9 protein-coding genes and 1 pseudogene are annotated in these 13,323 nt (G+C 63.9%); 7 read left to right on the forward strand and 3 right to left on the reverse strand.

Annotated features, from left to right (window positions below):
• Positions 1–116 precede the first annotated feature (116 nt).
• From galE to PSEEN_RS11345, 3 genes are all read right to left on the reverse strand, one after another.
• Positions 117–1,079 (reverse strand): UDP-glucose 4-epimerase GalE, encoded by a 963-nt coding sequence (gene galE, locus PSEEN_RS11335; protein WP_011533644.1) that lies wholly within the window; start codon positions 1,077–1,079, stop codon positions 117–119.
• Between the two features lie 117 nt (positions 1,080–1,196).
• Positions 1,197–3,797: a glycoside hydrolase family 5 protein gene (locus PSEEN_RS11340; RefSeq protein ID WP_011533645.1), complete on the reverse strand. Its 2,601-nt coding sequence runs from the start codon at positions 3,795–3,797 to the stop codon at positions 1,197–1,199.
• A 5-nt stretch (positions 3,798–3,802) separates the two neighbouring features.
• Complete coding sequence (locus tag PSEEN_RS11345) at positions 3,803–5,329, reverse strand: O-antigen ligase family protein (protein WP_011533646.1); 1,527 nt, start codon at positions 5,327–5,329, stop codon at positions 3,803–3,805.
• Positions 5,330–5,424: 95 nt separating this feature from the next.
• Here PSEEN_RS11345 and PSEEN_RS11350 point away from each other — a divergent pair, with 95 nt between their 5' ends.
• From PSEEN_RS11350 to PSEEN_RS27170, 7 genes and pseudogenes are all read left to right on the forward strand, one after another.
• The gene (locus tag PSEEN_RS11350) at positions 5,425–6,801 is read left to right on the forward strand and encodes an oligosaccharide flippase family protein (protein ID WP_011533647.1); all 1,377 of its coding nucleotides are present in this window, start codon (positions 5,425–5,427) and stop codon (positions 6,799–6,801) included.
• Between the two features lie 304 nt (positions 6,802–7,105).
• A complete protein-coding gene (locus PSEEN_RS11355; protein WP_011533648.1) occupies positions 7,106–8,578 on the forward strand; it encodes an FAD-dependent oxidoreductase in 1,473 nt (490 codons plus the stop codon).
• 132 nt (positions 8,579–8,710) lie between these two features.
• Complete coding sequence (locus PSEEN_RS11360; protein WP_044488742.1) at positions 8,711–9,328, forward strand: acyltransferase; 618 nt, start codon at positions 8,711–8,713, stop codon at positions 9,326–9,328.
• Positions 9,321–10,277, forward strand: a complete 957-nt coding sequence (locus PSEEN_RS11365; protein WP_011533650.1) for a glycosyltransferase family 2 protein — start codon at positions 9,321–9,323, stop codon at positions 10,275–10,277. The genes PSEEN_RS11360 and PSEEN_RS11365 overlap by 8 nt, the downstream gene beginning before the upstream one ends.
• Positions 10,278–10,285: 8 nt before the next feature.
• Positions 10,286–10,810: a serine O-acetyltransferase gene (locus tag PSEEN_RS11370; RefSeq protein WP_011533651.1), complete on the forward strand. Its 525-nt coding sequence runs from the start codon at positions 10,286–10,288 to the stop codon at positions 10,808–10,810.
• A 64-nt stretch (positions 10,811–10,874) separates the two neighbouring features.
• A complete protein-coding gene (locus PSEEN_RS11375) occupies positions 10,875–11,849 on the forward strand; it encodes a glycosyltransferase family 2 protein (protein ID WP_044488017.1) in 975 nt (324 codons plus the stop codon).
• Positions 11,850–11,856: 7 nt separating this feature from the next.
• A pseudogene (locus tag PSEEN_RS27170) lies at positions 11,857–12,763 on the forward strand (DUF535 family protein); the annotation flags it as partial.
• Positions 12,764–13,323 lie beyond the last annotated feature (560 nt).

Raw genomic sequence — 13,323 nt, forward strand, 5'->3', positions numbered from 1 at the left:
CGCGGCCTTTGTAGGAGCGGCTTCAGCCGCGATCACCCGCGAAGCGGGTGCCGGAATCGCGCTGTCCGCATCGCGGCAAAAGCCGATCCTACAAAGGACGACAGCACAGCCGAATGTCAACGCCACGGGTACTTCAGCTCCCAGCGCCAGGCATGGGCCACGATCTGCTCCAGCGAATCGAACTGCGGCGTCCAGCCCAGCACCTGCCTCGCCTTGCCGGCGTCGGCCACCAGCCTGGGCGGGTCGCCAGGGCGGCGGGGCGCATCGCTGATATCGATCGGCCGCCCCGTCACATGGCGTGCGGCGTCGATCACCTGCTGCACCGAGAAACCCTGGCCATTGCCGAGGTTGAACGCCGTGCTCGCACCACCGGCGACCAAGTAGTCCACCGCCAGGGCATGGGCTGATGCCAGGTCGGCGACATGCACATAGTCGCGAATACAGGTGCCATCCGGGGTGTCGTAGTCACGCCCGTACACCGTGATGGCCGGGCGTCTGCCCGCGGCGGCCTGCAGGATCAGCGGGATCAGGTGGGTCTCGGGATCGTGGCATTCGCCCAGTTGCCCCTCCGGGTCCGCGCCAGCGGCATTGAAGTAGCGCAGGCACACCGATCTCAGGCCATAGGCACGGTCGAAATCCGCAAGCAGCTGCTCGACCATCCATTTGCTGCGCCCGTAGGGATTGATCGGTGCCTTGGGGTGCTCTTCATCGATGGGCGTTGCCACCGGGTCGCCATACACGGCCGCCGTGGAGGAGAACACCAGTTTGTCGATGCCAGCCCGCACCATGGCCTGGAGCAACGTCAGGGTGGCCGCAACGTTGTTCTGGTAGTACTTGCCGGGGTCCGCGACGGATTCGCCCACCTGGATGTACGAGGCGAAGTGGAACACCGCGTCGAAACGGTATTCGGCGAGCAGCGTGTCCAATGCGTGGACATTGGCGATGTCCAGTTGCACCCAGTGGATCCCAGGACGGGTGGGCGCCGTGTCCGCCACTACCACTTGATGGTTGGCCCACAACAGGTGCTTGACCATGTGCGAACCGATATAGCCTGCACCCCCGACAACCAGAAAATTCATGCAAACCTCCTGGATTCCTTTGCCTGTGCAACCTTCCCTGACGCGCGCTGGGAGCGGTGGCTTGTCGGCGGGCCCGGTCGCAGGCCGCCAGAACAGGTCTTCTGAGACTCTAGATGGCTATTTCAGGAACAGCCAATTGGTCATCCGCTGGCCGTCGAGGCGCAGGTTGTAGCGGCCATCTTTGTAAGTCACAGGGAGCTCGTTCTGCTTGCCGGCAGCGTCGCGGCTGTAGAGCTTAAGACCCGGGACAGCCTTGATGGACAGCGTGCCTTCGAGGGGTTCGACATGGAAAGGCGTTTTGTCGTCCGTCCTGGGCACCGCCCGGCTGCCCAGCGAAACCAGCAGGCTACGAGATTGAGCGAGGGGCTTGGCATCCAGGCTCTGCACCACGACGCTGGCATAAGGGGTTTTCAGCTGTACCTGGATGTCCTTCAGGCTGACCGACTGGCCGCCGAGCCAACCGGTGGCAGCCTGGGTCAAGGACGTGTCGATGGTATAGAGTCCTTGCTGCCAGTTGCGCTTGAGCTCGCCGGTATCGGTGGTCGCTTCGCTGGCGTTGGCGTCGATCAGAGACTGGTCGGGGTCATGCAGTACCTTGGCATCGGCGGGTATCGCGCTGGGCTGCAGCCACGGCAGCACCGGGGTGGCGGGCATGGCGACCTGCAGCCGGCCCTTGGTCATGGCGGTGCGCAGCAACGCCGAGTTGGCGGGGGTGATCTCCTGGCCGAACAGCATGCTCGATGGCGGCGCGAAGACATACCGGGTACGTGCCGCCTGCACGTCGCCTCGGCGATAGAGCAAGGCGGCAGCGGGCAGGGTGGCGAGCATCGCCGGGTCGTTGTAGGCGTGCCAGTTGTCGGCCGTGCGCCAGCCTTCGGTCAGGGCCTGCTGGCTGTAGGCGTACTGCATCAGCGCATCCCAGCCCTGGTGCCTTGCGGTCGCCGCCACATACAGCGGCAGCGAGTGGCGGTCGGGGGTGGGGAAGGGCTCGGCGTTCCATTCGGTGACGGTCAGCGGCATGCCGACCACCTGGGCGGCGGCGATCCAGTTGATCATGCCGTCGCTGGTCAACGGGTTCCTGTCCAACTGGCCGGCACCGCCATAGCTGTGCGCATCGATCACGTCGCCGGCGGTCAGCGCCGGCAGGGCGCTCAGGCCATTGCCGCCCCAGGTGCTGGTGGTGACGATCGGCACCTTCACCCCCAGGCCGCGCAGGTGCTTGATCATGTCGACGTTGAATCGGTGCTCCAGGTCGTTGAGGAACAACTTCGAGGGGCCATGTTCCCAGGCGTGCCAGATGGTTTCCGTGGGCAGTTGGTTACGCAGCGCAAACAGCTTGGCCTCATCCATGTAGAGCTTGCTGTGCTTGGGGACGTTCTTGTCCTCGAGCAAGGCATTGCCAAAGTGCTGGGTAATGTCGTTCTCGTTGGTGATCAGCATCGCGGCGACCGCTGGCTCATCCTTGTAGGCGAGGCCAGTGTAGGTGTTCACGTGGGTCAGGTATTGCTCGGCAAAGCGCTTCATCGCCTGCTGGATGCTCGGGTTCACATAGGCGTAGCCCTTCAGGTCGATCGCCCGGTCGCCCCTGGCCACTTCGTCGAAGCCATCGATCCGGTCGGCGGCGGCCAGGGGGCGCTGCACATGCAGGTCGAGCCAGACATAGACCCCTTCCTCTTTCAGGCACTTGATCCACCAGTCGATCTTGCGCAGCGATTCGGCGCTCAGTTGCTGGGTGTCGCGCAGGGTGTTGACGTCGCCGAAGATGTTCGGGCTCACCCACGGCGAATCGTGGTGGTGGATGCGCACGAGGTTGAAGCCCAGGGCCGAGAGGCGCTTGGCCTGTTGTCTGATTTCGTCGTCGGGGGTCTTGAAGATCGCATAGGCCGACAGGTTGGTGCCCCAGAAGCGGGCCGGGGTGTTGTCCGCGAACACCAGTTGCTCGCCTGTCGCCTTGACGAAGCCGCGCTTGCCGGCCGGTTTTTCCGCCTCGTTGAGAAACGACAGGTCGACCGGCGAGGTACGCCAGTCGAGCTGGTCGTCCGGCCAGCGCATGGGGTCGGCCAGGCCGAAGCGCTCGGTGGGTGTTGGCCCGAGGGTGATATCGCCGCTGACTTCGAGGACGGCCTTGACCTGCTGTTTGCCGGGCAGGATCGGGTCCTGGTAGAAAAAAGCCCGCACTTCATTGGTGTTGCCGCGTTCGAAATACACCCTGGCCAGCGCCGGCTCGAAGCGCATTTCGATACGCCGTGCCCGGCCATTGCCGCCCCAGGCCCAGCCACGGTTGTCGGGCAGCAGCACCGGGGCGCCCATTTCCCCGTCGATCAGCGCTTGGTCGAACTGGAAGGTGATGCCGCCGCCCATCACGTTCGCCTGCCGACTGTGGGCGTTGAGGTCGAAATTCCAGGTCAGGGTCTTGGCAGAGGTCTTGCGGATGTCGGCTGAAAGATCGAAATCAAGGTCTTTATTCTTGCCTTGGAGCAGGTAGTCATAAGGTCCGTTGACCTTGAACGACGTGTAGAAGCCCGTCCAACTCCATGCCTTGGCCCAGAAGTCGAACTTGGATGCCATGGTCGGGCCGCCACCACGTGTGAGGGCCGGCAGGCCATTGCGCTCGTCGACGCTGACGCTCCAGGCCGCCGCCCAGCTTGCCAATGGCAGCAACACCAGGCCAGCGCATGCCGATATCCCTATGAAGCGGCGCAGAAAACCTCGTGTCATGGTGTTTACCTGGGTTGAAGGCCTGCATTGGAGATCAAGGTGTCCTGAGCGTAGCGCTGTTGGCGGATCATCTGGATATAGGCCACGCCCAGTCCGCCCACCGACCAGTACACCGTGGGGATGACGGTGATACTGCTGACGGTGAAGATGATCACCATGATGCCGATCAGCGTTGCCAGCAACGCCCGCCCGAGTTGTCGTTGCGGGTCATCCTTGTCCGGAAAGGCGTGCATGGATTTACGGATGCCGACCAGAATGACCACGAAGAACGCCACGAACAGCGCCAGGCCCACCAGGCCGACCCTGAGGGCCAGGTTCACGTAGGTGTTGACGATGTCGATGATGCCGTCGCCCTGAACCATCGATTGCATTTCCGGGGTGTTGCGGAAGTCGAACGAGCCGAACAACGGGTTGCGCTGGATGACGATCCACGAGTTGTCCAGCAGGCGTTCGCGGTAAGTGATGTTTTCTTTTTCTATATTGCCGATGAACGGTAGCAGGTCGAGCACCTTCTGGCCGCCGGGCACCACCGTGAGCAGAGGCAGGGCCAGAACGCCGGCCATGCCCAGCAGCATCAGGCGCTTGATGGCGTTCCTGCCGGTGGCGATGAACACCACCAGGATGATTCCCGCGCCGATCCAGGGGCCGCGCGACAGTGGCGCGACCAGGCCGGCGGCCAGCAGCAAGGCACCCAGGGCGCGCTGCAGCCCGCTGCGCACGAAGCCCTGCACGAACAGGTACAAGCCGGCGGCCACGCTGATGACGTAGCCCAGGGCGATGGCCTGGCCGGTGGTGGCGCTGGCCCGCAACGAACCGCCGCGGCTGAGGTAGCTGGACATCTCCCAACGCACGCCCATGGCATCGAGCAAGGCGTCGTAGAGCAGCCAGTGGCGCAGGAACTCGGCCACCCCGATCAGCGCCAGGACGAACGAGGCGAGCACGAAAGCGAGCAAGGCGTCCTTGAAGTCCTGAAGGGTCTTGAGCGCGCGGCTGGCCACGTAGTACGGCAGGACCACGTCGACATACAGGTAGAACGCCTGGCGCAGGGTGTCGGTGAGGGTGGTGTCGCGCAGGTACAGCAAGGCCAGGAGCACGACGCCCGCCAGCAGCAGCTTGTCCGGCCACAACCGGCCCATGTGCACCGTGTCGCCCTGGCGGCTGAGGTTCAGCGCCGCTGGCAACAGGATGCACAGGCTCAGCAGGCGCAGGTGGTTGAGGTCGAGCAGGTAGTTGATGACGCCGAAGCCTGGGATCTGCACCGAGGCGGGCGGGATGAGAAACAACAGCATGAAGAACAGCGCCATGGTGTTGCGTTCGCGTCGGCCGGCCAGGTACATCACCAGCGCGGCGGCGGCGGCATACACCCAGAAGCTGAACGAGAAGAACGCCACCAGCGTCAGGGCGAACCACAGGTTGCGCCGCCGCTTGAAGTCGCTGTAGGGGATCAGGTCTGCCGCCGGGCGGCGGGCGAGCGTGAAAACGACGCCGGCGGCAAACAGAATGACGATCAACGCACGAATATGTTCAGGCATTGGCGGTGTTCACCTATCCGGTGGTGGACGACGGCTAGCATCATGGCTGATTGAAACTATAGTGACTTCTAGCCATCCAGTCAGGGATCGAACTCATGCCGTCAGTTGAAGCGTCTGCATCGGGGAGCCTTCGTAGGCGGGCGATAGGGGCCGGGGCCTGGAACGTGTTCTCCCTCGTCGCCTCACAGGTGATGCGCCTGGGCGGCAACCTGATCATGGCCCGGCTGCTGCTGCCGGAGATGTTCGGGATCATGGTCATCGCCACCACGGTCTCGGTGCTACTGCACCTGCTGTCGGACGTGGGCCTGCGCCAGAACATCATCCAGAGCCCGCGGGGCGACGACCCGCTGTTCCTCAACACGGCCTGGACCGTGCAGATCATCCGCGGCTTCATCCTGTTCGTCCTCACTTTACTGCTGGCGCTGGGGTCCTGGCTGTCGCAACTGGCCAACCTGTGGCCGGCGGGCTCCACCTACGCGGCGCCGGAGCTGCCCATGATCCTGGCGGTCACCGGCCTGTCGGCGATCATCTACGGGTTGCAGTCGACCAATATCGACGTCGCCTTGCGCACCTTCCAGCAAAAGCGCGTGGTGATGGTGGAGCTGGGCTCGCAACTGGTCGGGCTGATCACCATGCTGGTCCTGGGCTATTTCACCCGCTCCATCTGGTCGCTGGTGATCGCCGGCCTGGCCGGCGCCCTGGCGGGCACCTTGCTCGGGCACCTGGCGATCAAGGGCCCGGTCCACCGCCTGAAGTGGGACCGCGAGGCACTGGCCGAGTTGGTGGTGTTCGGCCGCTGGATCCTGGTCTCGTCGATCGTCGGCGTGCTGGCGATGTATGGCGACCGCATGTGGTTCGGCGCCAGCATGACTACCGCGGAACTGGGCGTGTACTCCATCGCCGTGCTGATTCTCGGCTCGTTGCAGACCGGCTTGCTGAAAGTGGTCGGCACCGTGGCGCTGCCGGCCTTCAGCGAGGCCACCCGGTCGGGCGACAGCGAGCGCCTGAAGGCGTTGTACCACCGCTCGCGCCTGCTGGTGGACCTGGTCATGTTGTTCACCTGCGGCGTGTTCCTGACCGCGAGCCCCATGCTGATCGGCTGGTTGTACGACGAGCGCTACGCCGCTGCCGGGCCGATGCTGGCTATTCTGTCATGGTCGTTCTTCACCTTGCGCTACACCCTGGCACACCAGGTCTGGATCGCCCTGGGGCATACCAAGTACCAGGCCATGGACAATATTATCCGGATGGTCGCGCTGTGGGTCGGGCTGCCGCTGTTGCTGGCCATCGGTGGCGTGAAGTACGCGATCTGGGGTGTCGCCTTGCATTCCTTCCCGACCCTGGTGCTGATTGTCTACGTCAATTGCAAGCTGGGCATGTTCAATCTCAAGCGCGAACTCGTGGTGCTGCCGATGATTGCGGTGGGCGCCGCCTGCGGCGCGTTGGCGACGAGCTTCTTCAACTGGCTCTGAGGCCATTTCGAGCGTTTCGGCGCAGGGGCGCCGGGGGCAGTGCCGCGCAGGCAAGGATCGAGGCGCGAGGTGGGCACTGGGGTTCACGCAGTCTATGGCATGGGGCTTGGATCATGGGGAAGCTTCGGTTCTGCACGCCGTCTTTTGGTCGTAGGGGCTTTATTCGTAGTTGTGTCTTGCTGGGCGCAGGGGTGGCTGTATGGGGTACCGGGACGGTCGTTGGGCGCAAACCGGCTGAAAAAAGCGGGTTTGTCATCATCAATGGCTGGGTGTTGCCTTCTCAGTATTTTCGGGACGGGCAGGCATGATCAGGGATTATCAGACCGAGAAGGCGCTGCGCGGCGCCTATGATTTCTGCATCGTCGGCGGCGGACCGGCCGGCATCACCCTGGCCTTGCGCCTGGCCAAGGCCGGGTGGAGCGTGGTGTTGCTGGAAGCCGGCGGGCAAACCTACGCGGACAGTTCGCAGACGTTCTACGACTGTTCATCGACGGGCCTTGAACTTTACCCCCATGACACGCGCCTGCGCTTTCTCGGGGGGACTTCCAACCACTGGGCAGGCCGCTGCCGTCCGTTCGATGCAACCGACTTCAGCACCCCGCCTCAAGGGGGCCTGCCTGGCTGGCCCATCACTTATGCGGAGGTCGAGCGCTACCTGCCCGCCGCCATGGACATCGTCGACATCGGGCAAGGGTCGGATTTCCGGGCGGTAAACGCCGATCTGGGCGGCGGTGAGTTCAACGCCGACCGTTTCCTGCTCAGCCCACCGACACGGTTTGCCCAGAAGTACGATACCGAGCTCAAGGAAACCCCGGGGCTGGATGTCTTCATCAACTGCAACTGCGTCGACTTGCAGTTCGACAAGGCCAGCGGCGGCCTGGCTTCGGTGGTGGTGTCCGATTACGACCGGCGTCGCGAGCGGGTAGTGGCCAAGCATTTCGTGCTGGCGATGGGGGCCATCGAGAACGCCCGGCAACTGCTCAACAGCGCTTCGCTGTCGGCGGCCGGCATCGTCAACAAGGACGGGATGGTCGGCCGCTGCCTGATGGACCACCTGAACATCGAGATCGGCACCTTCATCCTCAAGGAAGGGCAGGATACCGGCCTGCGTTCGTACTACACCACCGATGCCTTCGCCGACAAATACCGCTCGGGCAAGGGCAATGTGACCGCGGCGGTGATGGCCGAGGTCAGGACCTACGGCAGGACCGCCGAGGTCAAGGACTTCCTGGAAAACCTGGCCTGCGAATGGGGCGTGGCTGGCAAGATCGACTTCATCGCCAAGTTCAGCTGCCCGGGCGATGGCATCTTCGGCACCATGATCGAGCAGTTCCCCAACCCGCAGAGCCGCATCACCCTGCGCGACGAGAAGGACGCCCTGGGGGTGGCCAAGGTCAATGTCAACTGGGCGCTGGCCCCCGAGGACCGGCACACCATCAAGTGCATCGGCACCGAACTGGCCAAGCAGTTCGCCGATAGCGACCTGGGCTTCGTCAAACTCAACGAATTCATCTACGACACTGGCCTCCCGCTCAAGCTCGAGCCCCACGCCCACCACATGGGCACCACGCGCATGGCCGCCAGTGCCGAGCATGGCGTGGTCGACAGCAACTGCAAGGTGTTCGGCGTCAACAACCTGTACGTCGCCGGCAGCAGCATCTTCGCCCGCGGCGCCGCGGCCAACCCGACCATGCCCCTGCTGCAGTTCGCCGTGCGCCTGGCGGATCACCTGAATGAACGGATGAAGTCGATGAACGGCGTGGTCGTCGCCAAATGAGGGCAAGGGCGGGGCGGTAAGCGTAATACCGTGGTTGAAACGGTTCGTGGGCGGCAAGGTCGACATCGGTAGTAACAGGCCCCATTCGCCTCAGGAACACTCCAGAATCGAAAGACTCGCGAGGTGTACACCATGTTCGGATGGATACGCAGGGCAGTGGCCTACTACGCCAACAAGACCGGTCGGGCGGGCGGGACCTACAAGAAACTGTGCAACCCCAATGCGCAGGACTGGGGGGCCTACCAGACCCGCTGGGGCAAGTTCTACTCGGTGGGGCACAACGTCCACATCAACCCCGGTTGCAACGTCACCGACCCGACGCTGGTGCGACTGGGCAGCAATGTCGGCCTGTCGGACTGCACGCTGATCGGGCACGACAGCGTGGTCGCGCTGATCGAATACGCCCGTGGCAAGCACCTGGACTCAGTGGGCTACATCGACATCAAGGACAACTGCTACATCGGCCATGGCGCGATCATCATGCCCCGGGTCACCATCGGCCCCGACGCCATCGTGGCCGCCGGGTCCGTGGTCACCAAGGATGTGCCACCCAACAGTGTGGTCGGTGGCAACCCGGCCAAGTTCATCTGCACCATGGACCAGCTGATCGAGCGGGTGGAGGCACGCTGCGCCGCCTACCCCTGGATCCACCTGGTCAGCGAGCGCAAGGGCGGCTACGACCCGGAGCTGGAGCCTCTGCTGGCGGCGGCCAGGCGCGAGTACTTCTTCGGGGAGGGCAGCAATGGATAGCAAGCCCGTCGATGTGATGGTGGTCAACTTCAACACCGCATCGCTGTTGCAGCCGATGTTCGATGCGCTGCGCCAGGCCGGCGGCGAGAAACTGGCCAAGTACCTGGTGGTGGACAACGCCTCGGTGGACGACTCGGTGGAACGCATGAAGCGGGTCTGCCCCGAGGCCGTGTTGCTGAGCAACACGCAGAACGTCGGTTTCGGCCGGGCCAACAATCAATTGCTCGATCACCTGCAAGGTCGTTATGCGTTGCTGCTCAATACCGATGCGTTCGTGGCCGCCGACTCACTCGCCAAGACCCTCGAGTACATGGATGAGCACCCGGACTGCGGCGTGCTGGGCGTGCGCCTGGTCGGGCGCGAGGGTGACTTGCAACCGTGCTGCCGCTACTTCCCGACGCCTTTGAATGTTTTCGTCGCGCGCACCGGGCTCGGGCGTTTTTTCCCTGGCCTGAAGATGGTCGACGAGATGGCCTGGGACCACGACGCGGTACGCGAGTGCGACTGGTTGCCTGGCTGCTTCTACCTGGTTCGACGGGAGGTGCTCGACCAAGTCGGGCTGTTCGACCCGCGCTACTTCCTCTACTACGAAGAAGTCGACCACTGCAAACGGGTCAAGGAAGCGGGCTGGAAGGTGGTGTTCTACCCCTACACCACGGTCGTGCACATCGGCGGTGAAAGCTCCAAGTCGGTGGCCGAGCTGGAGGCGGCCAGCCGGCAGATCAGCGCCTACCAGATCGAAAGCGAGTTGCTGTATTTCCGCAAGCACCATGGTGTGTCGGGGCTGATCCTGCACATGGCGCTGGTGTGCCTGGGCGACCTGGTGCTGGCCCTCAAGGCCTTGCTCAAAGGCCGCGGCTGGGCCGCGATCCAGGCCTGCTGGCGGCACAACCAGGCCACCTGGTCGTTGTTGCGCAAGACCCGTTATGCCACTCAACCCACCCGCTAGGTGAAGCCATGTTCGAGAACATACGCGCGGACTTGCGAACATATGGAGGCGACTGGGGTGCCCAAGGGTTCTGGGTGATGCTGGTCTACCGCTTCGGGCGCTGGCGCTACGGCGTGCGCCCGGCGTTGCTGCGCAAGCTGCTGTCCTTCGTCTACAAGGTGTTGTTCAAACTGGTGCAGATCCTCACCGGCATCGAGCTGCCGTGCGAAGTGGAGATCGGTCGAAACTTCGTCATCGATCATTTCGGCGGCATCGTCATCAGCGGCTACGCCCGCTTCGGCGACGACTGCCGGATTCGCAACGGTGTGGTGGTGGGCCTGAAGAATGTCGAGCGCCCCATCGCGCCGGTGTTCGGCAACAACGTCGACATCGGCACCGGGGCCAAGGTGCTGGGTGAAATCCACATCGGCAACAACGTGGTGATCGGCGCCAACGCCGTGGTGCTGACCGATGTCCCGGACAACTCGATCGCCGTCGGTGTGCCGGCGACCATCAAGACCCGGACGCGCCACGAAGCCGTGCAATGCCCGTGAGTGTGCCGACGGGGCGGGGTACTAAAGGGAATTTTCCATTCAAGGCAATTGAGTGAGGCCCAGGGTGACAGGCATTGGAGTGGTGGTGATCGGCCGCAATGAAGGCCCACGTCTTGAACGCTGCCTCGCCTCGCTGATGGGGGCGACGGACAAGATCGTCTACGTCGATTCCGGTTCCACGGATGGTTCGGTGGCCATGGCGCGGGGGCAAGGGGTCGAAGTGCTGGCGCTGGACATGACCATCCCCTTTACCGCCGCCCGTGCGCGCAACGAAGGCTTCAGCCTGTTGCAACGCCTGTCGCCGGGCCTGCGCCATGTGCAGTTTGTCGATGGCGACTGTGAAGTGGTGGCTGGCTGGTTGCCTCAAGCGCAAGGCTTTCTCGATACAAACCCCCAGGTTGCGGTGGTGTGTGGCCGGCGTCGCGAGCGCTACCCGCAGCATTCGGTCTACAACCTGTTGTGCGACCTGGAATGGGACACGCCGCTGGGGGAGACCAAGGCTTGCGGTGGCGATGCGCTGATGCGGGTGGACGCCTTCAGCGCGGTTCACGGCTATCGCCCGGACCTGATCGCCGGGGAAGAGCCCGAGCTGTGCATACGCCTGCGTGCCAGTGGCTGGAAGATCTGGCGGCTCGACCAGGAAATGACCCTGCACGATGCCGCCATGACCCGTTTCGGCCAGTGGTGGCGGCGCAGCTTGCGGGCCGGGTATGCGTTTGCCGAGGGGGCGTCCCTGCATGGTGGGCCGCCGGAGCGGCATTGGCGGCGGGAAGCGCGGCGTGCCTGGGTCTGGGGCCTGGGGATTCCCCTGGCGATCGGGTTGGCAAGCCTGGTGCTGGGAGGCTGGGGCCTGGCGTTGCTGCTGGTGTATCCGCTGCAAGCCGCGCGCCTGGCGCGCCGTGGCGGCAGGTCCGTTCGCGAGAACTGGTTGCAGGCGGTGTTCCTGGTGCTGGGGAAATTTCCGGAGATGCTCGGGCAGGTCAAGTTCATGATGAACAGGTTCACTACCGGCAAGCCGGTATTGATCGAGTACAAGTGAGAGGCCTATGTACTTCAGAGCGATCGTGAAGAGTGTGCTCACCGTGCAACCCGGGTTTGCGCTGCGGGCGTTGAAAAACAAACTCAAGCTGCTGGTGCTGATGGTCAGGGAGTGGCCGGCCTTGCGGGCGTTCCTGCAGCGCATGTCCGGCGCCCTGGGTGCCGAGCGTTTCGCCAGGCTCGGCCTGGACTGCGTCGGGGTTGTGCAATGGCCCTACATCAGCAAGGACTGGGACGCCCAGGAGCGCTTCGACGCCCTGGCCTCGCACTATGAGGTGGTCACCCGGCACTTCCCCGCGCTGGTGCTGCTGGGGCGCGATGAGCGGCTGGCGCTGTGCGACCTTTCCCGCTACTCCCCGGCCTGTTCGTTGCTGCTGGACCGGGCGATCTGGTTCAAGCGCGAAGGGGAACTGGTGCTCAACCTGTTCCAGGGCGACCTGCGCGTGGCTTCGCTGGCGTTCACCCTGCGCCGCACGGACAGCGTGTTGAACCTGTTCATCGGCGCGGTCCAGGGCATCCACAAAGGCATCGACAGCGAAACCTCGCTGAACATCTACCGCGACCTGACCAAGGACTTCGAGGGGCTGCGGCCGCGAAGCCTGCTGATCGAGGTCGTCAAGTGCATTGCCAGGACCCTCGGGGCCGCGCACATCTATGCCGTTGGCGACGCCCACCGGCATCACCGTCATGCTTACTTCGGCGCCGAGAAAGCCCAGGACCTGGCCGCCAACTACGACGTGATCTGGGAGGAGCATGGCGCCACGCCCTCGACGCGCGAGGACTTCTTCAGCATTCCGCTGGCGGCCGCGCAACGTTCGCCTGACGACATCCCACCGAAAAAACGGGCGATGTATCGCCGGCGCCAGGCCCTGCTGGACGATGTCTTTAGCCATGTCGAGGCGGTGCTGTCGGGAACCCGGATGGACCCCCACCGGCAACGCCTGGGGCAGGTTCTGGCAGAACAGGAGACGGGGCCTGCTCCGCAACCGGGGCTGTTCAAGGAGAAGTTGGCGACGCTCGTTCGGCAGTTTCAGACCGAACCGCGGCCTGACCAGCGATTCATCGCCTACCTGCGCAAGGCAGGGCTGTATTCCACATTGGGAAAAGCCTGGCGTGAGCTGCTCAAGCAAGGGCCGGGCGTGTTGTGGAAACCACCGGACATCAAGCGCAAGAGCCTGGCGCTGGACACGCCGCGGGTAGCGGCGCGCGAACTGTTTCCCCGAGAGGTACTGCTGTTGGTCGAAGTCGAACCGGTGGCGTTCGCAAAGTCACGGCCTGGGCAGATCCGGCAACTGCTCGAAGGGCTTGGCTACCGGTGCCGGGTGCTTGACTGGCGCAACCACGTGCATTGCCTGAATGCCCTGCAGACCAGTGGGGCGGTGATTCTGCATCGTGTGCCCGCCAGCCCGCAGGTACTGCTGCTGCTCGATGAAGCCCGGCGGCTCGAAGTGATGTCCTGTTGGGACAGTGACGAA

The sequence above is a fragment of the Pseudomonas entomophila L48 genome (assembly GCF_000026105.1).
Taxonomy (GTDB): Bacteria; Pseudomonadota; Gammaproteobacteria; order Pseudomonadales; family Pseudomonadaceae; genus Aquipseudomonas; species Aquipseudomonas entomophila.

Bases quoted from the DNA above. Each gene is read 5' to 3' on its own strand.
- galE (WP_011533644.1), bottom strand. From the start codon at position 1,079: ATGAATTTTCTGGTTGTCGGGGGTGCAGGCTATATCGGTTCGCACATG.
- PSEEN_RS11340 (WP_011533645.1), bottom strand. From the start codon at position 3,797: ATGACACGAGGTTTTCTGCGCCGCTTCATAGGGATATCGGCATGCGCT.
- PSEEN_RS11345 (WP_011533646.1), bottom strand. From the start codon at position 5,329: ATGCCTGAACATATTCGTGCGTTGATCGTCATTCTGTTTGCCGCCGGC.
- PSEEN_RS11350 (WP_011533647.1), top strand. From the start codon at position 5,425: ATGCCGTCAGTTGAAGCGTCTGCATCGGGGAGCCTTCGTAGGCGGGCG.
- PSEEN_RS11355 (WP_011533648.1), top strand. From the start codon at position 7,106: ATGATCAGGGATTATCAGACCGAGAAGGCGCTGCGCGGCGCCTATGAT.
- PSEEN_RS11360 (WP_044488742.1), top strand. From the start codon at position 8,711: ATGTTCGGATGGATACGCAGGGCAGTGGCCTACTACGCCAACAAGACC.
- PSEEN_RS11365 (WP_011533650.1), top strand. From the start codon at position 9,321: ATGGATAGCAAGCCCGTCGATGTGATGGTGGTCAACTTCAACACCGCA.
- PSEEN_RS11370 (WP_011533651.1), top strand. From the start codon at position 10,286: ATGTTCGAGAACATACGCGCGGACTTGCGAACATATGGAGGCGACTGG.